Source organism: Mesorhizobium sp. BHbdii (assembly GCF_053848045.1).
In genome coordinates, this window is the sequence record NZ_JBSPKX010000001.1 from 1,638,124 (window position 1) to 1,656,638 (window position 18,515).

Annotated in this window: 18 protein-coding genes; 10 read left to right on the top strand and 8 right to left on the bottom strand. The window is 61.6% G+C overall.

The genetic code is table 11. The annotated features are described in order from the left end of the window. Positions 1-42 precede the first annotated feature (42 nt). Positions 43-753, top strand: a complete 711-nt coding sequence (locus ACWTU8_RS07915; RefSeq protein WP_455840395.1) for a purine-nucleoside phosphorylase — start codon at positions 43-45, stop codon at positions 751-753. On the opposite strand, the gene ACWTU8_RS07920 is transcribed toward ACWTU8_RS07915, so the two are convergent. Next, positions 750-1,055, bottom strand: coding sequence for a ribbon-helix-helix domain-containing protein (locus tag ACWTU8_RS07920; protein ID WP_287339090.1), 306 nt, complete (start codon positions 1,053-1,055; stop codon positions 750-752). The genes ACWTU8_RS07915 and ACWTU8_RS07920 overlap by 4 nt on opposite strands. Positions 1,056-1,316: 261 nt before the next feature. On the opposite strand from ACWTU8_RS07920, the gene ACWTU8_RS07925 reads away from it, so the two are divergent. From ACWTU8_RS07925 to ACWTU8_RS07935, 3 genes are all read left to right on the top strand, one after another. Further along, positions 1,317-1,712, top strand: coding sequence for a VOC family protein (locus ACWTU8_RS07925; RefSeq protein WP_029352911.1), 396 nt, complete (start codon positions 1,317-1,319; stop codon positions 1,710-1,712). Between the two features lie 78 nt (positions 1,713-1,790). Continuing rightward, the gene (locus ACWTU8_RS07930; RefSeq protein ID WP_455847684.1) at positions 1,791-2,339 is read left to right on the top strand and encodes a gluconate 2-dehydrogenase subunit 3 family protein; all 549 of its coding nucleotides are present in this window, start codon (positions 1,791-1,793) and stop codon (positions 2,337-2,339) included. 48 nt (positions 2,340-2,387) lie between these two features. Continuing rightward, on the top strand, positions 2,388-3,959 hold the full coding sequence (locus tag ACWTU8_RS07935) for a GMC family oxidoreductase (RefSeq protein WP_455847685.1): 1,572 nt from the start codon (positions 2,388-2,390) through the stop codon (positions 3,957-3,959). 67 nt (positions 3,960-4,026) lie between these two features. On the opposite strand, the gene ACWTU8_RS07940 is transcribed toward ACWTU8_RS07935, so the two are convergent. Continuing rightward, complete coding sequence (locus tag ACWTU8_RS07940; RefSeq protein ID WP_029352905.1) at positions 4,027-4,422, bottom strand: hypothetical protein; 396 nt, start codon at positions 4,420-4,422, stop codon at positions 4,027-4,029. Between the two features lie 301 nt (positions 4,423-4,723). Here ACWTU8_RS07940 and urtA point away from each other — a divergent pair, with 301 nt between their 5' ends. The 6 genes from urtA to ACWTU8_RS07970 all read left to right on the top strand — a co-directional run bounded on the left by urtA (position 4,724) and on the right by ACWTU8_RS07970 (position 11,187). Beyond that, positions 4,724-6,034, top strand: a complete 1,311-nt coding sequence (gene urtA, locus ACWTU8_RS07945; protein ID WP_065009532.1) for an urea ABC transporter substrate-binding protein — start codon at positions 4,724-4,726, stop codon at positions 6,032-6,034. 125 nt (positions 6,035-6,159) lie between these two features. Further along, entirely contained in the window at positions 6,160-7,776 is a 1,617-nt protein-coding gene (gene urtB / locus ACWTU8_RS07950; protein WP_455847686.1) for an urea ABC transporter permease subunit UrtB, read from the top strand. Further along, complete coding sequence (gene urtC, locus ACWTU8_RS07955; protein WP_455847687.1) at positions 7,773-9,005, top strand: urea ABC transporter permease subunit UrtC; 1,233 nt, start codon at positions 7,773-7,775, stop codon at positions 9,003-9,005. The genes urtB and urtC overlap by 4 nt, the downstream gene beginning before the upstream one ends. Positions 9,006-9,008: 3 nt before the next feature. Beyond that, entirely contained in the window at positions 9,009-9,755 is a 747-nt protein-coding gene (gene urtD / locus ACWTU8_RS07960) for an urea ABC transporter ATP-binding protein UrtD (protein WP_455847688.1), read from the top strand. A 70-nt stretch (positions 9,756-9,825) separates the two neighbouring features. After that, the gene (gene urtE, locus ACWTU8_RS07965) at positions 9,826-10,521 is read left to right on the top strand and encodes an urea ABC transporter ATP-binding subunit UrtE (RefSeq protein WP_455847689.1); all 696 of its coding nucleotides are present in this window, start codon (positions 9,826-9,828) and stop codon (positions 10,519-10,521) included. 489 nt (positions 10,522-11,010) lie between these two features. Next, entirely contained in the window at positions 11,011-11,187 is a 177-nt protein-coding gene (locus ACWTU8_RS07970) for a hypothetical protein (protein WP_455847690.1), read from the top strand. A gap of 40 nt (positions 11,188-11,227) precedes the next feature. Here the strand turns inward: ACWTU8_RS07970 and ACWTU8_RS07975 are convergent, their stop codons facing one another. From ACWTU8_RS07975 to ACWTU8_RS08000, 6 genes are all read right to left on the bottom strand, one after another. After that, positions 11,228-12,379 carry a GGDEF domain-containing protein gene (locus ACWTU8_RS07975; protein WP_455847691.1) on the bottom strand — a complete coding sequence of 384 codons (1,152 nt, stop codon included), beginning with the start codon at positions 12,377-12,379 and terminating at the stop codon, positions 11,228-11,230. Positions 12,380-12,491: 112 nt separating this feature from the next. Then, positions 12,492-13,298 (bottom strand): DUF72 domain-containing protein, encoded by an 807-nt coding sequence (locus tag ACWTU8_RS07980; protein ID WP_455847692.1) that lies wholly within the window; start codon positions 13,296-13,298, stop codon positions 12,492-12,494. A gap of 27 nt (positions 13,299-13,325) precedes the next feature. Beyond that, positions 13,326-13,796: a GNAT family N-acetyltransferase gene (locus tag ACWTU8_RS07985; RefSeq protein ID WP_455847693.1), complete on the bottom strand. Its 471-nt coding sequence runs from the start codon at positions 13,794-13,796 to the stop codon at positions 13,326-13,328. A 34-nt stretch (positions 13,797-13,830) separates the two neighbouring features. Next, positions 13,831-16,752, bottom strand: a complete 2,922-nt coding sequence (gene uvrA / locus ACWTU8_RS07990) for an excinuclease ABC subunit UvrA (protein ID WP_455847694.1) — start codon at positions 16,750-16,752, stop codon at positions 13,831-13,833. Between the two features lie 769 nt (positions 16,753-17,521). Continuing rightward, positions 17,522-17,809 (bottom strand): hypothetical protein, encoded by a 288-nt coding sequence (locus ACWTU8_RS07995; protein ID WP_455847695.1) that lies wholly within the window; start codon positions 17,807-17,809, stop codon positions 17,522-17,524. Between the two features lie 98 nt (positions 17,810-17,907). After that, positions 17,908-18,513 (bottom strand): ATP-dependent Clp protease proteolytic subunit, encoded by a 606-nt coding sequence (locus tag ACWTU8_RS08000; RefSeq protein ID WP_455847696.1) that lies wholly within the window; start codon positions 18,511-18,513, stop codon positions 17,908-17,910. Positions 18,514-18,515: the final 2 nt, after the last annotated feature.

Below are 18,515 nucleotides of genomic sequence, written 5' to 3' on the forward strand. Positions count from 1 at the left end.
GATTATGGGCGAAACGGGCGGCGGGTTTTGGGGGAGCATGCCGTGACGCCGCACAACGAGGCAGGCAAGGGTGATTATGCCGCAACAGTGCTGTTGCCGGGCGACCCGCAGCGTGCCGAATGGATGGCGGAAACCTTTCTGGAGGCGCCGCGCTGCGTTAACCGTCGAAGGGAAGCCCTCGGTTTTACCGGCCTGTTTCGCGGCAAGCCCGTGAGCATCCAGTCCACCGGCATCGGCGTCTCGTCATTCCTGATCTACGCGCATGAATTGCTGGATTTCCACGGCGTGAGGACACTGATCCGCACCGGTACCTGTGGTGCCCTAACTGCCGCGGTTAAACTGCGCAGCCTGGTGATCTCGCAGTCGGTGCGCGGTGAAAGTGCCGAGAGCGGCCAGGTTTTTGGGCTCTATGGTGCTGATGCCGGCCCCGATCCGGCGCTATTTTCCCGAGCCTTAGCCCGAGCTGCCGGAATCGGCATCGAACATCAGGCTGGGCTGACCATCTGCAGCGATATATTCTATCATCCTCAGGGGCGCGATCGCTTCGCCGAAGCGCAGGCCCACGGCGCGCTGGCCGTGGATATGGAGACCAGTGCGCTCTATCGCATCGCGGCGCATTTCGGCGCCCGGGCGCTGTCGATCCTGACTGTCGTCGACAATGTGGTGACCGGCGAGCAAACCGATTATTCCGAACGCCAGGCGCTTTTCACCGATATGACTCGCCTGGCACTCGATGTTGCGATCGAAAGTTAAGCTGCTTGCCGCTTCGGGGCCGTGTGTTCTTCGATGCCCGGCCGATGGCCGCGCAGATAGAGGGCACAGGTCGTGCGCAACATCGAGGCGAAGTTCGGAACCTGGCCATTGATCTCTATGGCCTCGTCATAAAGCTTCGAGATGAATTTCGGCGTCGTTAAACCTTGGCTGTCGGCGATCTCGTCGAGCAATGCCCAGAACGTCGCCTCGAGCTGGATGCTCGTCGAGTGCCCATCGATGCGGATCGATCGATTGATCTGCCGGTAGCCCTCCGGATCCTGCCCGGCAAAAACCCTGCACATCGTTACCTCCTGTTCTTAGTGGTCTTGGCCATTCTTGTTGATTTTAGGCGCAATCAGCAGCGATTCGCGCCTTTGAGCAGTGCCTATTGCGGCCAATTATCTTCAGCCGGAAAGCGGAAAACAGCAATCGGACTTTCGTCCTTAGGCGGTTTGCCACCCCGTCGTTAGATTAGCGCGTGGTAATCGGCTGCCACCACCTTTGCCGCAACCCGCGCATAATCACGCCGACGCGCATAAGGTGCTGGTGCGACGGAGTGTCATTTGGCGAAGACGATCCACACCATGATCCGGGTTCTGGACGAGGCCCGTTCCATCGACTTCTACCGGAAAGCCTTTGGGCTGGACGTCGCTGAACGGCTCGATTTCGAAACCTTCACGCTCGTCTATCTGAGCAATGCCGAGGCGGGCTTCGAAGTCGAGCTCACCGTCAATAAGGGCCGCCAGGAGCCTTATGCGCTCGGCGACGGCTACGGCCATCTCGCGGTTTCGGTCGCCGATCTGGACAGCGAACATGACCGGCTCGGCGCGCTTGGCCTGAGCCCGAAGAAGATCGTCGAGTTCAACCGCGACGGAGCGCTGCTCGCGCGCTTCTTCTTCATCGAGGATCCCGACGGCTACAAGATCGAGGTTCTGCAGCGTCAGGGCCGGTTCAAATAGGAGACATTACGGCCGACCGGCCAGCGGGCGCCAGCCAGGGCACCTTCGGGTGCGAACAGCAAGCAAAGGGAGGAACAAATGGTCACGATTTATGAGAGAAAGCCGGCCCATGAAAGGAAGCCCGGGCTATCGCGCCGCGAGCTTCTGAAGCGCGGTGGTGTCGGCGCGTTGCTGGTCATTTCGGGTAGTGCCGTCATCAGCCCGGAACATGCCTGGGGTCTCGAAACATCTGCGCTCAAGCCCGAAACCATGGCGACCCTGATCCAGATGGCGCGCGACATCTATCCGCACGACCAAGTGCCTGACAAATATTACGCAATCGCCGTCAAGGCCCATGACCAGCAGGCCGGCAAAGACCCAGCCCATAAGGACCTCATCAAAAACGGCGTCGCCGAACTCGACTCGAAGTCGGGTAAGGGTGGCTACACCAGCCTCGGCTGGGAGGAGCAGCGCGTTGCCGTGCTAAGAGAGATCGAGGACACGCCGTTCTTCCAGGCAGTCCGTGGCGGGCTTGTCGTCGGTCTCTACAACCAAAAAGAGGTCTGGCCGATCTTCGGCTACGAGGGCGAGTCCTACTCCAAGGGCGGCTACATGGCGCGCGGGTTCGACGACATCGAGTGGCTCTGAGCCCCCGTCGTCCCAAACCGTACACAATAGACATCATGGGAGGAAACCATGGCAGCACCATTTGATCTCACGAACGACGGCGTGGTTGTCATCATCGGCTCCGGCGCCGGCGGCGGCACGCTCGGCAATGAACTCGCCCAGAAAGGCATCGATGTCGTCATCCTGGAGGCGGGTGCACGCCACGAATACGAGGATTTCATCAACGACGAGTGGGATTCATTCGCCCAACTCGCCTGGACGGACAAGCGCACAACCTCGGGCGACTGGCGGGTGGCGAAAGATTTTCCCAATCTGCCGGCATGGATCGTCAAGGCGGTCGGCGGCTCGACCACGCACTGGGCGGGCGCCTCGCTGCGCTTTCAGGAGCATGAATTCAGAACGCTTTCGACCTACGGAAAACTAGAAGGCGCGAACCTGCTCGATTGGCCGATCACGCTTGCCGAGCTGGAGCCCTACTACGCAAAGGCCGAAGATAAGCTGGGCGTGACGCTCACCAACAACATCCCAGGCCTTCCCGGCAACAACAACTTTAAGGTGATGAAGGCCGGCGCCGACAAGCTCGGCTACAAGGAGTGCCACACCGGCCGGATGGCAATCAATTCCGAGCCGCGCGACGACCGCAATGCCTGCCAGCAGACCGGCTTCTGCTTCCAGGGCTGCAAATGGGGCGCCAAATGGTCGACGCTCTATAGCGAAATTCCCAAAGGCGAGGCGACCGGCCATCTCGAGGTCAGGCCGAACGCCATGGCTATCAAGATCAACCACGATGCGTCAGGCAAGGTGACCGGCGTCGTCTATGCCGACAAGGACGGCAGACTGCAGGAACAGAAGGCCCGCATCGTCGCCGTGGCCGGAAATTCGATCGAGAGCCCCCGGCTGCTGCTCAATTCGGCATCGAGCCAGTTTCCCGACGGTCTTGCCAATTCATCGGGGCAGGTCGGCAAGAACTACATGCGCCACACCACGGGCTCGGTCTACGGCATCTTCGACAAGCCGGTGCATATGTATCGCGGCACCACCATGGCCGGTATCATCCGCGATGAGGCCCGCAACGATCCTTCGCGCGGCTTCGTCGGCGGCTACGAGCTTGAGACGCTGTCGCTCGGCCTGCCGTTCATGGCCGCCTTCCTCAATCCCGGCGGCTGGGGGCGTTCCTTCACCACGGCGCTCGACCACTACGACCATATGGCCGGCATGTGGATCGTCGGCGAAGACATGCCGCGCGAGGAAAACCGCATCACGCTGCATGCCGATCTCAAGGACGAGCACGGCATGGCGGTGCCGGACGTCCATTTCGACGACCATGCCAACGACACGACAATGCGAGACCACGCCTACAAGCAGGGCTCGGCGCTTTACGCAGCGGTGGGTGCGACCCGGACCTTCCCGACGCCACCCTATCCGTCGACCCACAATCTCGGCACCAACCGGATGAGCGAGAAGGCGGCCGACGGCGTCGTCAACAAGCATGGCCAGGCGCACGACATCAAGAACCTGTTTGTGTCGGATGGCAGCCAGTTCACCACCGGCGGCGCTGAAAATCCAACATTGACGATCGTGTCGCTGGCGATCCGTCAGGCCGACTATATCGCTGAACAGATGTCGGCCAAGAGCATTTAGCGATACCCTCTCGAGTGCCTGTTGGCGCGGAACCTCGCAAGGTTTCGCGCCTCTTCTTGTCGGCTGTTCAACGCTTCGTGCAGGTCGAGGCGGTGAAGGCGCCGTCAGGCTGCTTCATGATGATGTCGAAGGACGGGCTGGTTTGACCGTCCAGGATGGCTTGCGTGAGCGAGATCGAGTTGCCGCCGGTCGTATAGCCGCCCAACGGTCCCAACCATGTAATCTCGCCATTTGTATCCATCTGATAATTGTAGCCCTGCCGGGCGGTTCCGAAGGTCACCGGACCGCTATAGACATTTCCCTTGATGGTGATGTCGCCAAGGCTGAGGAACATGCCAAGCAGATAGACTTCGCAGTGATAGGTCCCGTCCGGCAATTTGCCGTGGGTGAAATCGGCGCGTGCACTGCCGGTGGCCGCAACCAGAAGCATCGTGCTGAAAATACGAGAAATCCTGGAGGTCATGACGTCGCTCTTTTGAAGATCGAGCTTGCCGCATTTTCCTGCGGCGCTGCAACCTTTCGTCGTCTTTGATACGGCGTTGCTCAAAATTCATGCATTAATTCGTGACTGATCAAAACTTAGGCGAGAGCGGGGAATTTTTTCTCAATCAGAACACCTGCGGCGGCGCTTAACTTTGGCGGCTAATATATTAACCAGCTGATAGAGCAAGAAAATCTAAGCCCACTCAATTTTGCTCCCACGGTTGGCACAGCCGTTGCATGGTCTGTTTGCGATGCGATCAACCAGCTAGGGAGTTTGAAATATGAGGGGCAGTTTCTCGACAATAACAAAAATGTTTTCGGCAGGCGCGGTCACAGCCGGCTTGCTGATGAGTGTCCCGGCCAGGGCGGCTGACGACACGATCAAGGTGGGTATTCTCCACTCGCTGTCGGGGACCATGGCGATTTCGGAGACGACGCTGAAGGACGCCATGCTGATGCTCATCGAAGAGCAGAATGCAAAGGGCGGCCTGCTCGGCAAGAAGCTCGAAGCGGTCGTCGTCGATCCGGCTTCGAACTGGCCGCTGTTCGCCGAAAAGGCACGCGAGCTGATTTCCAAGAACAAGGTCGCGGCGGTGTTCGGTTGCTGGACCTCGGTGTCGCGCAAATCGGTGCTGCCGGTGTTCAGCGAACTCGACAACATCCTTTTCTACCCCGTCCAGTATGAGGGCGAGGAGAGCGAGCGCAACGTGTTCTACACCGGTGCGGCGCCGAACCAGCAGGCTATTCCGGCCGTCGACTATCTGATGAGCGAGGACGGCGGGTCGGTGAAGCGCTGGGTGCTTGAAGGCACCGACTATGTCTATCCACGCACCACCAACAAGATCCTCGAAGCCTATCTGAAGGCCAAGGGCGTCGCTGCCGAAGACATCATGGTCAACTACACGCCGTTCGGCTTCTCCGATTGGCAGACCGAGGTCTCGGCGATCAAGAAGTTCGGCTCGGCCGGCAAGAAGACGGCCGTCGTCTCGACCGTCAACGGCGACGCCAACGTGCCGTTCTACAAGGAACTCGGCAACCAGGGCATCAAGGCCGAGGACATCCCGGTCATGGCCTTCTCGGTCGGCGAGGAAGAGCTTGCCGGTCTCGACACCGCGCCGCTCGTCGGTCATCTCGCCGCTTGGAACTATTTCCAGAGCATCGATACGCCCGAGAACGCGAAGTTCATTGCCGACTGGCACAAGTTCATCAAGAACGACAAGCGCACCACCAACGACCCGATGGAAGCCCACTATGTCGGCTTCAACATGTGGGTGAAGGCGGTTGAGAAGGCTGGCACCACCGACCCTGACAAGGTCATCGACGCCGTGATCGGCGTCTCGGTGCCGAACCTGACCGGAGGTTATTCGACCATGATGCCGAACCATCACATCACCAAGCCGGTGCTGATCGGCGAAATCCAGGCCGATGGCCAGTTCGAGACCGTCTCGCAGACGCCTGGCCTGGTGATGGGTGACGAGTGGTCTGACTATCTGGCTGATTCGAAGGACCTGATCTCCGATTGGCGCGCACCTCTGTCCTGCGGCAACTTCAATGTTGCCACCGGCAAGTGCGGCGGTAAGGGAACCAACTGATCCTCCCGGGTCTGACGGTCGCGGATTTCTCCACGACCTAGACCGCGACGCGTCCGGGCGAGCTCCTCCTCTCCTCCAGTCCGCCCGGACGCGAAGTTCAACCCTTCAAGAGTCGCCAGAAATCGATGATCTTCACCCGCGCTATCGGCCTGACGCTGCTGCTCCTCCTGGGGATGCTGTCGCCGTCGAACGCTGCCGAAGCGGATCTGCGCGCCATCATCGTCAAATTTGCCACTGCCTCGAATTTTTCGGCCACCGAAGCTGTCGTGCGCGAGCTGGCGGCCACCGGCGACCCTGCCGTCGAACGCCCGCTTGGCGCGCTTGCGGAGGGCGATCTTTATGTCCGCAAGACCGATTCGCTGGTTTTCATCGGCAAGGAAGGTGGCGGCAGCGTTGAGCTGCTCGACCCGCTGAGCGGTGAAAAGTCCGGCGACGCGGCCAAGGCCGAGATCACCAAGATCAAGGTCAACAATACGCTCCGCCGCGCCATCCGCGATGCTTTGGGCATGCTGACGCTCGGCGCGAAAGATCCGGCCGCGCGCATTGCCGCCGCCGACACCATGTTCAAGACGCCCGATGCGACAAACATCGAGCCACTCGATGCCGCAATCGCCAGCGAAACCGTGGCAAGCGTCAAAGCGCTGCTCGAACAGGCCCGCGCCGCATCGGTTCTGGTGTCGGACAGGCCGGAGGCCGATAAACTCGCGGCGATCGCCCTGATCGGCGCGCGCGGCGACCGCACCGCACTGTCTCTGCTCACCGCCGTCGAGGCCAATTCCGAAGGCGCGGTCAAGGACGCGGCGACGGCGGCGATCGCCAGCATCAATTCGACGCTGGCGCTGTGGGATGCGGGCCAGAACATCTGGTACGGCATTTCGCTTGGATCGGTGCTGCTGCTGGCGGCGATCGGCCTCGCCATCACCTTCGGCGTCATGGGTGTCATCAACATGGCGCATGGCGAGATGATCATGCTCGGCGCCTACACGACCTTTGTCGTGCAGGAGGTGATCCGCAATTCCTTTCCCGGCCTGTTCGACTGGTCGCTGGTCATCGCGCTGCCGCTCGCCTTCTTGGTCGCGGCGCTCGTCGGCCTTGTCATCGAGCGGGGCGTCATCCGTTTCCTTTACGGCCGGCCGCTGGAGACGCTGCTGGCGACATGGGGCGTCTCGCTGATCCTGCAGCAGGCCGTGCGCACCATCTTCGGGCCGACGAACCAGGAAGTCGGCAACCCGTCATGGATGTCCGGTTCGTTCGATATCGGCCAGCTTGCGGTTACCTGGAACCGGCTCTGGACACTGGTATTCGCGCTCGGTGTGTTCGCGGTGCTGCTTTATGTGATGAAGCGCACGCCCTGGGGCCTGCAGATGCGCGCCGTCACCGCCAATCGCCGCATGGCCGCGTCTATGGGAATCAGGACGCCATGGGTCGACGCGCTGACCTTTGCGTTGGGGTCCGGAATTGCCGGCATCGCCGGTGTCGCGCTCAGCCAGATCGACAATGTCTCGCCCAATCTCGGCCGCGGCTACATCATCGACAGCTTCATGGTCGTCGTCTTCGGCGGCGTCGGCAATCTATGGGGCACGCTGGTCGGCGCCTTCTCGCTCGGCATCGTCAACAAGTTTCTCGAACCGTATGCCGGGGCAGTCCTCGGCAAGATAGTCGTGCTGGTCCTCATCATCCTGTTCATCCAGAAACGCCCGCGCGGCCTTTTCGCACTTAAGGGCAGGTCGGTGGAAGCATGATCACGGGACGCTTCTTCGCCGCCGGCGCCGACCGCCGCATCGCCATCACGATCTTCATCCTTTTGGCGATCGCCTTCATCGTGCCGCTGCTCAATCTTGCGGTCTCGCCGACAAGTGCGTTCTACGTGCCGTCCTATGTCGTCGCGCTCACCGGGAAATACCTCTGCTACGCGCTGCTCGCCTTGGCGCTCGATCTCGTCTGGGGCTATTGCGGCATCCTTTCGCTCGGCCACGGCGCCTTTTTCGCGCTCGGCGGCTATGCGATGGGCATGTATCTGATGCGCCAGATCGGCTCGCGCGGCGTCTACGGCAATCCGCTGCTACCCGACTTCATGGTGTTCCTGAACTACAAGGATCTGCCGTGGTTCTGGTACGGTTTCGACCATTTCTGGTTTGCGGCGATCATGGTGCTTGCGGTGCCCGGCCTGCTCGCCTTCGTCTTCGGCTGGTTCGCCTTCCGCAGTCGCGTCACCGGCGTCTATCTGTCGATCATCACCCAGGCGATGACCTATGCGCTGCTGCTTGCGTTTTTCCGCAACGACATGGGTTTCGGCGGCAACAACGGCCTGACCGATTTCAAGGATATTCTCGGCTTCAACGTGCAGGCCGATGCGACTCGCTCGGGATTGTTCGCGGCCAGCGCCATAACGCTGGCGCTCGCCGTCTTCGTTACCTGGGCAATCGTCGGTTCAAAATACGGCAAGCTGCTGATGGCGGTGCGCGACGCCGAGAGCCGCACGCGCTTTCTCGGCTGGCGCGCGGAGAACGTCAAACTGTTCGCCTTCACTGTGTCGGCTGTCATGGCCGGCATTGCCGGCGCGCTCTACGTGCCGCAGGTGGGCATCATCAATCCGGGCGAGTTCGAGCCGTCCAACTCGATCGAGGTCGTGGTATGGGCGGCCGTAGGCGGGCGCGGCACCATCGTCGGGCCGATCATCGGCGCACTCGTAGTCAATGCCGGCAAATCCTGGTTCACCGGCGTGCTGCCGGAGTTCTGGCTGTTTGCGCTTGGCGGCCTGTTTGTCGCCGTCACGCTGTTCCTGCCCCAAGGCATTATCGGCACGTGGGATTCTTGGCGCGGGAATGCCAAGGCGCTGCGCGCGGCCTCGATCGCCGAGGGGGCCAGCAGCGATCCTGACGTCCAGCCACCGCCGAAGATCGTTCGCTCGGCTGCGAGAACGCCGGGCGACTGGTCCACATCCAGCCCCGAACCGCAGCCGGCGGAGTGAGCGATGTCGAAGAGCAACACCATCCTCTATCTCGACGGCGTCTCGGTTTCCTTCGACGGCTTTCGCGCCATCAACAACCTGTCGCTGGTGCTCGACAAGGGCGAGATGCGGGCGATCATCGGTCCCAACGGCGCCGGCAAGACCACGATGATGGACATCGTCACCGGCAAGACGCGCCCCGACGCGGGCGAGGTTTACTTCGACGGGCAGGTCGACCTGACCAGACATGACGAGGCCGAAATCGCCATGATGGGCATCGGCAGGAAATTCCAGAAGCCGACCGTCTTCGAAAGCCACACGATCGAGGAGAACCTGACGCTGGCGCTGAAGGGCCCACGCTCGATCTTCCCGGCGCTGTTCCATCGCCGCTCGGCCGCGGAGGCGCGGCAGATCGACGATATTCTCGGCATCACCCGGCTGGGCGACAAGCGCGATGAACTCGCCGCCAATCTCAGCCACGGCCAGAAGCAATGGCTCGAGATCGGCATGCTGCTGGCGCAGGATCCAAAGCTGCTGCTGGTCGACGAACCGGTTGCCGGCATGACCGACGCCGAGACTGAGGAGACAGCGCGGCTGCTCAAGGATATTGCAAGCGACCATTCGGTCATAGTCGTCGAGCACGACATGCATTTCGTGCGCGAGCTCGGCGTCAAGGTCACCTGCCTGCACGAAGGTTCGGTCCTGTCCGAAGGCTCGCTCGATTTCGTTTCGGCCGACGAGCGTGTCGTCGAAGTTTACCTGGGAAGATGATCATGGTCTGGCGCGTTCCGTTCCATCATTTCGACCTTTCGTTCTTCAGCCGTTGGAGAAGGCGCTAACCATGCTCGAAGTCTTCAACGCCACGCTGCACTACGGCGCCGCCCATGCGCTGCGTGGCGTCTCGCTGAAGGCCGGCGCGGGCAAGATCACCTGCGTGCTCGGCCGCAACGGCGTCGGCAAAACCAGTTTGATGAGATCGATCGTCGGCCACCACCGGTTGACGAGCGGAAGTGTTGCCTTCGAGGGGAAGGCGCTCGACCGGAGCGCGGCGTATGATCGCGCCCGGTCGGGCATCGCATTCGTGCCGCAGGGCAGGGAGATCTTCCCGCTGCTCACCGTGCGGGAAAACCTCGAATCGGGCTTTGCGCCATTGAAGCGCGCCGACCGCAACATTCCCGGCCACGTCTTCGAATTGTTCCCGGTGCTGAAGCAGATGCTCGGCCGCCGGGGCGGCGACCTTTCCGGCGGCCAGCAGCAGCAGCTTGCCATCGGCAGGGCACTGGTGATGCGGCCGAAACTGCTGGTGCTCGACGAGCCGACCGAAGGCATCCAGCCATCGATCATCAAGGATATCAGCCGCGCCATTCGCTATCTGCGCGACCAGGCAGGCATCGCCGTGCTGCTGGTTGAACAGTATCTAGATTTCTGCCGGGAACTGGCGGACGAGGTCAACATCATGGACCGCGGCCAGATCGTCCACACCGGCCCGGCCGAGGATCTCGACCGCGCCGATGTCCGCAAGTTCCTGACTGTCTAAGCCTCAGTGGCGAATCCCAAACCTCTAGGATTAGCTGAACCATCTCTCCCGTCGTCATCCTGGGGCGAAGCAAGGAGCGAAGCGACGCGGTGCAGACCCCAGGAATCCATGCCGCGCCGAAGAGTGCAGGGGCGAAGAGAAAAAGCCGTTCTCCGGCGCCCCCCATCCTCGATTCTGCACCGTGGCGATGCTCTGAAGTCATGGCATTGATCCTTGGGTCTTCACTCCGCTTCGCGTCGCTGCGCCCAAGGATGACGAAATAACGAAGGTTTACGAGATTTTCTTCAACGGCACCGTTTGCAACTCTGGCGCGCCGAAGATTGCATGCTAGGCTTTACTTGGCCTTGTTGAGTCGGCCGCTTTCCGTATCAGTCTCGTTGACGATCAAGGTGAGGCGTGGGCTCAGCCGGCACGTTCCGTGCAAGCAGCCCCCTTCTTGAGATCTGATTGTTGTTCAACGCATTTGGGGCACTTGGGCCAGGGCAGCCGATGGAACGTTACTTCGAGGACCACCAGAAACGACGGCTCACCGAGCGCGTCGACATCATGACCGCCATCAACATTCTGAAATCACAAGGATACGACCACGACGAGCTGATCGCAGAGATCACCAAGGTCTTCTATGTCGATCTCGATACCTACAACGAGGTCGTGAAGGCGGCGTGAGGGGTGACGGAAGGGGCGGATGCGCTAAACCGCGAAGCGACTAGCTTGCGCGTCGGAAGGTCGAGGCGGCGACGCGGTTGCGACCGCCGCGCTTGGTGGCATAGAGCGCCTTGTCGGCCGCGCTGAGCACCTTGTCGAAGCTTATGCCGTCCTTGCTGCCGAAAGCGTATCCGGCGCTGACCGTACATGTCAGGGGACGGGTTTCGGTCGCGATGACGCGCGCGGCGAAGGCGGTGCGTATACGCTCGGCGATGAATTCCACCGTTTCGGGCAGGGTCCGCTTCAGAACCAACGCGAATTCCTCTCCGCCCATGCGCGCGGCGACATCGGTCGGGCGAAGGTTCTCGACTAGTTCCTCGGCGAACACTTTCAGCACCTGATCGCCCGTGGCGTGGCCGAATTCGTCGTTGATGGCCTTGAAGCGGTCGAGGTCGAACACGACCACAGCCGTGAACGCCCCGATCGGAGCGCCGCCATTGAGGTCGAACAAAGCGCGACGATTGAGCAGGCCGGTCAGCGGATCGGTCAGCGCATCCAGACGGTGATGCCGAGCCAGACGGCCTTGGTTGAGCGCCAGCGAAAGGGCGCCGATGCCGGTCATGCTGGCGATGGCCAGGACGAGGCTCAGATCCTCGGCCCAGTTGCTGGGCGCATGTCCGAGGACAAGCTTCCCATCCCATGCAAGAGCCATGGCACACAGCACAAAAGAAATGCCGGTGGTCGAGTAGAGCACGGTAAGGCCGATGATCGGGACAGGGGCTTCCGCGCGCCCGATCCAGTACTGATAGGCCGTTGCAAATAGAAGCAGGGCGGCGAGGAGATTTTCAAACATGAAGCCCAGCCCGTCATAGCCGAGCGCCATCGGCGGCAGCGCCAGGGCCAGCGAGATGCAGCTGCCGAGAACCGTCAGCGGGATTGGCGACCGGCCGCTCCTGAACTGGTAGGCGGCGCCCAGCATGGTCGAGAACCCAACCAGGAGCAGAGCGAACGTCGCGATGCCGAGAATGCGTCCGGGCGTTTCGATATAGTCCTTGTAGATAACAACCTCGCCGACGATCAACAAAGCGCTGATCGCCCATGTCAGCAGAAACTTTTCAGTACGCGCGGTCAGCCAGATGCCGAACAATGTCAGGCTCAGGCAGGCGGCGGAAAAACCGACAGCCTGCAGAAGTGAGTGGTAGTCAAGCGACATGCCCTCGTCCTTGCCCGCGCCAATCCTGCGACTTGGCCTGGCTGGATTCTTGCAGCAAGGAGGTATCGATAAGGTTACGACGGCGGTGAAGATGTCACAAATTCGAGGCCGGTCAGCCTGTGACGCGTTTCATCAGCGCCATGGCGCCGAACGGTGCGCGGACCTTGCCCTCGGTGATGAAGTAGACGAACACATCACGCGGTTTTACCGATGCGTCGGTCGAGGGATCGGCGCGTGGCAGGTCGGCCGGCGCCTTGCCTTCTGCCCAGGTTTTGGCACGCGCCGTCCACTCATCGAGCCCCTTCGGCGTGTAGCAGTCGGGATTGTCGTCGCTGCCGGTCTGCAACCGGGCATAGATGAAATCGGCGGTGATGTCGGCGATCCCTGGATATTTGGCGTGGTCGGCATAGACGATCGCGACCTTGTATTTGCGTGCCAGGGCTGGGAATTCCGGCACGGCGAAGCTGTCATTGCGCACCTCCACCGCATGGCGCAGCGCAACGCCGTCATGCTTTTCAGGCAATAGCTTGAGGAAGGCCTCGAAATCGTCCGGGTCGAACTTTTTCGTCGGCGCTAACTGCCACAGGATCGGCCCGAGCTTGTCGCCGAGTGCGGCGACGCCCGACCCCAGGAAGCGCGTCATCGACTCGCCGGCCTCGCCGAGCACGCGGCGGTTGGTGACGAAGCGGTTGCCTTTAAGCGAATAGACGAAGCCATCCGGCGCTTCGTTAGCCCATTTGACGAAGGTCGGCTCCTTGAAACTCGAATAATAGGTGCCGTTGACCTCGATGCTCGGCACCTGCCGGGTTGCGTAGTGCAGTTGCTTCGCCTTGGACAGTTTGTCCGGATAGAAGGACGTGTCCCATGGCTCGAAGGTCCAGCCGCCCATGCCGGCGCGAATTGTTCCTGATTGAGTCACTGTCGTCCTCCCATTTGCTGCAAAGGATCAGGCGATCGCCGTTGTCTGGGCGGCTTTAGCCATGTCGACGATCGTCCATCCTGGCCGGTACGGATTGGGCCGGCGACCCGTTTCGTGAAAGCCACAGGCTTTGTAGAGCGCAATGTTCCGCTCCATCTTCGCGTTGGTGTAGAGCCGCACCTCGGGCAGATGCCATAGGCGCGTCTGTTCGTCCGCCCATCTGAGTAGGGCGATGCCGAAACCTTTGCCCTGGAAGGCAGGGCCGACGGCGACGGAGAAGATCATTGTGTGGTCCGGGTGCCGCTCGATGACAATCAGTCCGGCCGGCTCGGCGCTGCTTTCCAGCAGCCAGACTTCGCCGCGTCCGATCCGCGGCGCATAGTCTTCGGTGACCGGGATCGGCGGCGCGCCGAACAAGGCTGTGTAGGGCGCGTAGGCGGCGTCGGTCAGCTGGGCGACAGCGTCAAGATCACCGGCAAGCGCTCTTCTGATCTTCATTTGAAGGTTCTTCCAGACGCCAGCCAGTCCTCATTCACTCCGCCGCTTCGCGCTTGCCTCCGGGCCGCCGCTCCAGCAGTTCCCGCAGGAACTGGCCGGTGTAGCTGCGCTTTTCGCGAACGATCTCCTCCGGCGTGCCGGACGCCACCAGCTCGCCGCCGCCGTCGCCGCCTTCGGGGCCAAGGTCGAGCACCCAGTCGGCGGTTTTGATGACCTCGAGATTGTGCTCGATGACGACCACGGTGTTGCCTTGGTCGACCAGTTCGTGCAGCACTTCGAGCAGTTTGGCGACGTCGTGGAAATGCAGGCCGGTGGTCGGCTCGTCGAGGATGTAGAGCGTCTTGCCGGTCGCCTTGCGCGACAGCTCCTTGGCGAGCTTGATGCGCTGCGCCTCGCCTCCCGACAGCGTCGTCGCCTGCTGGCCGACATGGATGTAGCCGAGGCCGACCTGCTTCAGCGTCTCCAGCTTGTCCCGCACGCCGGGCACCGCGGCGAAGAAATCGACGCCCTCCTCGACCGTCATATCGAGCACGTCGGCAATCGACTTGCCCTTGAACAGGACGTCGAGCGTCTCGCGGTTGTAGCGCTTGCCATGGCAGACGTCGCAGGTGACATAGACGTCCGGCAGGAAGTGCATCTCGATCTTGATGACGCCGTCGCCCTGGCAGGCCTCGCAGCGGCCGCCCTTGACGTTGAACGAGAAGCGGCCCGGCTGATAGCCGCGCGCCTTGGATTCCGGCAGGCCAGCGAACCAGTCGCGGATCGGCGTGAAGGCGCCGGTGTAGGTGGCGGGATTGGAGCGCGGCGTCCGTCCAATGGGCGACTGGTCGATATCGATGACCTTGTCGAGGAACTCAAGGCCCTCGATGCGGTCATGATCGGCCGGGTGCTCGCGCGAGCCCATGATGCGGCGCGACGCCGACTTGAACAGCGTTTCGATCAAAAAGGTCGACTTGCCACCGCCGGAGACGCCGGTGACGGCGGTGAAGGTGCCGAGCGGGATTTCGGCGGTAACGTTCTTCAGATTGTTGCCGCGCGCGCCGACGATCTTCAGACGCCGGTTCTTCTTGGCTTCGCGCCGCACGGCCGGCGTAGCCACTTCGAGCTCGCCTGACAGATACTTGCCGGTGATCGAGGCCGGGCTGGCCATGATCTGCTGCGGCGTTCCCTGCGCGATGATGTGGCCGCCATGGATGCCGGCGGCCGGGCCGATGTCGACGACATAGTCGGCATGCAGGATGGCGTCCTCGTCATGCTCGACGACGATCACCGTGTTGCCGATGTCGCGCAGGTGCTTCAGCGTGTCGAGCAGGCGCGCATTGTCGCGCTGGTGCAGGCCGATCGACGGCTCGTCCAGCACATAGAGCACGCCGGTGAGGCCGGAGCCGATCTGCGAGGCCAGGCGAATGCGCTGGCTCTCGCCGCCCGACAGTGTGCCGGAATTACGCGACAGCGTCAGATAGTCGAGCCCGACATCGTTGAGGAAGCGCAACCGCTCGCGAATCTCTTTGAGCACGCGCACGGCGATCTCGTTTTGCTTGTCGGTGAGCGAGCCGGGCAGGGCGGTAAACCATTGGTCGGCCTTGCGGATCGACAGTTCGGTGACCTCGCCAATATGCTTGCCGGCAATCTTCACCGCAAGCGCTTCCGGCTTCAGCCGGTAGCCGCGGCAGGCCGGGCAAGGCGTGGCTGACATGAAGCGCTCGATCTCCTCGCGCATCCAGGCAGATTCGGTCTCCTTCCATCGCCGCTCGAGATTGGGGATGACCCCTTCGAAGGTTTTCGTCGTCTTGTAGGAGCGCAGGCCGTCATCGTACTGGAAGGTGACCTCGCGCTCGCCGGTGCCATGCAGGATTGCTTGCTTTGCCTCTTCGGTCAGATCCCTGAACTTGTCGCCGAGCTTGAAGCCATAGACCTTGCCCAGCGCCTCCAGCGTCTGCACGTAATAGGGCGAGGTCGATTTCGCCCACGGGCTGACGGCGCCGGCACGCAGGGACAGGTTGTCGTCGGGCACGATCAGGCTGGCGTCGATGGCGCGCTGGCTGCCGAGGCCGTCGCAGGTCGGGCAAGCGCCGAACGGGTTGTTGAAGGAGAACAGCCGCGGCTCGATCTCGGGAATGGTGAAGCCTGAGACCGGGCAGGCGAACTTTTCCGAGAACAAAATACGTTCGTGCGTCTCGTTCTTCGACTTGTTGACCGAATCCTCGCCGGTCTGGCTGGAGTCGAGCGGACGGTCGGCGAATTCGGCCACCGCCAGCCCGTCGGCGAGCTTCAGCGCGGTTTCGATGGAATCGGCAAGCCGCGTCGCCAGATCGCCGCGCACCACGATGCGGTCGACGACGACATCGAGATCATGCTTGTACTTCTTGTCCAGCGCCGGCACGTCGGCGATTTCGTAGAAGACACCGTCGACCTTGACGCGCTGGAAGCCCTTTTTCTGCAGCTCCAGCAGTTCCTTGCGGTACTCGCCTTTGCGGCCTCGCACCATCGGCGCCAGGATGAACAGACGCGTGCCTTCCTCGATCGCCAGCACGCGGTCGACCATCTGCGACACCGTCTGGCTCTCGATCGGCAGGCCGGTGGCCGGCGAGTAGGGGACGCCGACGCGCGCGAACAGCAGCCGCATGTAGTCGTAGATTTCCGTGACGGTGCCGACCGTCGAGCGTGGATTCTTCGAGGTGGTCTTCTGCTCGATCGAGATAGCCGGCGACAGGCCGTCGATCTGGTCGACGTCAGGCTTCTGCATCATTTCGAGGAATTGCCGCGCATAAGCCGACAGACTCTCGACGTAGCGGCGCTGGCCCTCGGCATAAATGGTGTCGAAGGCGAGCGACGACTTGCCGGAGCCCGACAGGCCGGTCATGACGATCAGGCTGTCACGCGGCAGGTCGAGATCGACATTCTTCAGATTGTGCTCGCGCGCCCCGCGAATGGAAAGATATTTATGGTCGGCCATCGCCGGTCGCCGCCTCAGGTCTGGACTCTCGTGGGATGGCGGGTTGTCCCGGCCATCCCCTATGTAGGTAATTTCGCCACCTTTTCGAGAGACGCCACAACTCTCGACCAGAGCCTTTAACCGTCTTTCGCGCGGGCGGGCAAGCGGAAAGAACAAAGACCGAACACGTTCCTGACAAAAGCGTCCATGTAATCCACGGCCGCCGCGGCGCTGCTCAAAACGGATGCAAATTTCGGTTTCGCCACACAAGCGATCACATTTTTGGTAATCGGCTATCCAACGGTTGACGTCTCAGCCTCAGAGAGTCAGACTCCAAACGTCACCGAAGCCGACCGTCTATCGATGGCCTCGCCGCCTAAGGCGGCCTGCGAGACGCCGCAGGCTTTTGCGATATGCACTTCGGATGACACCAGTCGCAATGGACAGAAAAGGAGAGCAGAGGAATGACTCCACCGGACAGTCCCTTGAGGCTCCACGTGTCGCTGGAGCCGCGGCAGGCATAAGTGCCAGGGCCAGGCGTCTACGCCGTCCGACAAACCGTGACCTGCCGATCCCCATAAAATCAGAGACTGCTAGTCGGATCGTCGGCTGAACGCCGCGAAGCATCCGAAATCAAAAGCCGGCAGTGTACTCCCGGCAAATTGGATTTGAGATCCAAAAAAGCCCCGACCGTTTGCGGAAGCAGCGGCGGGGCTGTTTGTTTTAGATGGCCGCCGCAAAACGCTCGAGTGCCTTGAGCATTGTGGCAGCAATGAAGGCCGATGCGCTATCACCGGGGGGCCTTGATCGCGCCGACGCCGACGTCGAAGGTTATGCTGCCGGAAATCCTGACATCGGTATCGCCGATCTTGAACTGGCCGTTACCGTTGTTTGGCACGGCGTCGTCGGGTTCGGGAGCCGGCTTGGCGACGCGATAGTCATCGGCCACGCCGGGCAACGTGTCGTTCTGCGAAGACGTTGAATTGTCTTCCGCGAACGCCGCTCCGGAAGTCATGGCCGCGACGGCAACACCGATGATTAGCCGGTTCAAGTGGGTGCGTAAAATCTTGTGGAGCATCGGCGGACTATATCCGCCGAGCCCTGGTCGAAGCCAGACCGGTGGCGATGAAACTTGCCGAACGACTTGGACGCATCGCGCATGAGACGGCTACCTTTTCACGCCGCCTTCTTACGGGTGTCAAAAACATGATCGACGAGCCCCCAAGTCTTTGCCTCCTCGGCGGTCATGAAATGGTCGCGGTCGAGCGTGCGTTCGACCTCTTCGAACGTGCGACCGCAATGGTGCGAGTAAAGCTCGGTCATGCGCCGCTTGGTCCTGAGGATGCCTTCGGCGTGGCGCTGGATGTCGGAGGCTTGGCCCTGGAAACCGCCTGACGGCTGGTGCAGCAGGATGCTGGCATTGGGCAACGCGATACGCCGTCCCGGCGTGCCCGCCATCAGCAGGAACGAGGCCATCGAGGCGGCAAAGCCCATGCAGACGGTTGATACTGGACTGCTTATATACTGCATCGTGTCGTAGATGGCGAAACCGCTGGTCACCACACCGCCCGGCGAGTTGATGTAAAGGGAAATCTCCTTATCGGGATTGTCGGATTCCAGCGATAGAAGCTGGGCACAGACCAGCGCCGACATGCCATCGTCGATCGGACCGTTGATGAAGACGATGCGCTCGCGCAGCAGCCGCGAAAAAATGTCGAAGGCGCGTTCGCCGCGGCTCGACTGCTCGATCACCATCGGGACCAGGTTGGCAAAACCGCTCATCG

Excerpts from the sequence above, each read along its gene's own strand:
- ACWTU8_RS07920 (WP_287339090.1), bottom strand. The coding sequence starts at position 1,055 with ATGTGCAGGGTTTTTGCCGGGCAGGATCCGGAGGGCTACCGGCAGATC.
- urtC (WP_455847687.1), top strand. The coding sequence starts at position 7,773 with ATGATCACGGGACGCTTCTTCGCCGCCGGCGCCGACCGCCGCATCGCC.
- ACWTU8_RS07985 (WP_455847693.1), bottom strand. The coding sequence starts at position 13,796 with ATGAAGATCAGAAGAGCGCTTGCCGGTGATCTTGACGCTGTCGCCCAG.
- ACWTU8_RS07940 (WP_029352905.1), bottom strand. The coding sequence starts at position 4,422 with ATGACCTCCAGGATTTCTCGTATTTTCAGCACGATGCTTCTGGTTGCG.
- urtA (WP_065009532.1), top strand. The coding sequence starts at position 4,724 with ATGAGGGGCAGTTTCTCGACAATAACAAAAATGTTTTCGGCAGGCGCG.
- urtE (WP_455847689.1), top strand. The coding sequence starts at position 9,826 with ATGCTCGAAGTCTTCAACGCCACGCTGCACTACGGCGCCGCCCATGCG.
- ACWTU8_RS07930 (WP_455847684.1), top strand. The coding sequence starts at position 1,791 with ATGGTCACGATTTATGAGAGAAAGCCGGCCCATGAAAGGAAGCCCGGG.
- ACWTU8_RS08000 (WP_455847696.1), bottom strand. The coding sequence starts at position 18,513 with ATGAGCGGTTTTGCCAACCTGGTCCCGATGGTGATCGAGCAGTCGAGC.
- urtD (WP_455847688.1), top strand. The coding sequence starts at position 9,009 with ATGTCGAAGAGCAACACCATCCTCTATCTCGACGGCGTCTCGGTTTCC.
- ACWTU8_RS07970 (WP_455847690.1), top strand. The coding sequence starts at position 11,011 with ATGGAACGTTACTTCGAGGACCACCAGAAACGACGGCTCACCGAGCGC.
- urtB (WP_455847686.1), top strand. The coding sequence starts at position 6,160 with ATGATCTTCACCCGCGCTATCGGCCTGACGCTGCTGCTCCTCCTGGGG.
- ACWTU8_RS07935 (WP_455847685.1), top strand. The coding sequence starts at position 2,388 with ATGGCAGCACCATTTGATCTCACGAACGACGGCGTGGTTGTCATCATC.
- uvrA (WP_455847694.1), bottom strand. The coding sequence starts at position 16,752 with ATGGCCGACCATAAATATCTTTCCATTCGCGGGGCGCGCGAGCACAAT.
- ACWTU8_RS07975 (WP_455847691.1), bottom strand. The coding sequence starts at position 12,379 with ATGTCGCTTGACTACCACTCACTTCTGCAGGCTGTCGGTTTTTCCGCC.
- ACWTU8_RS07995 (WP_455847695.1), bottom strand. The coding sequence starts at position 17,809 with ATGCTCCACAAGATTTTACGCACCCACTTGAACCGGCTAATCATCGGT.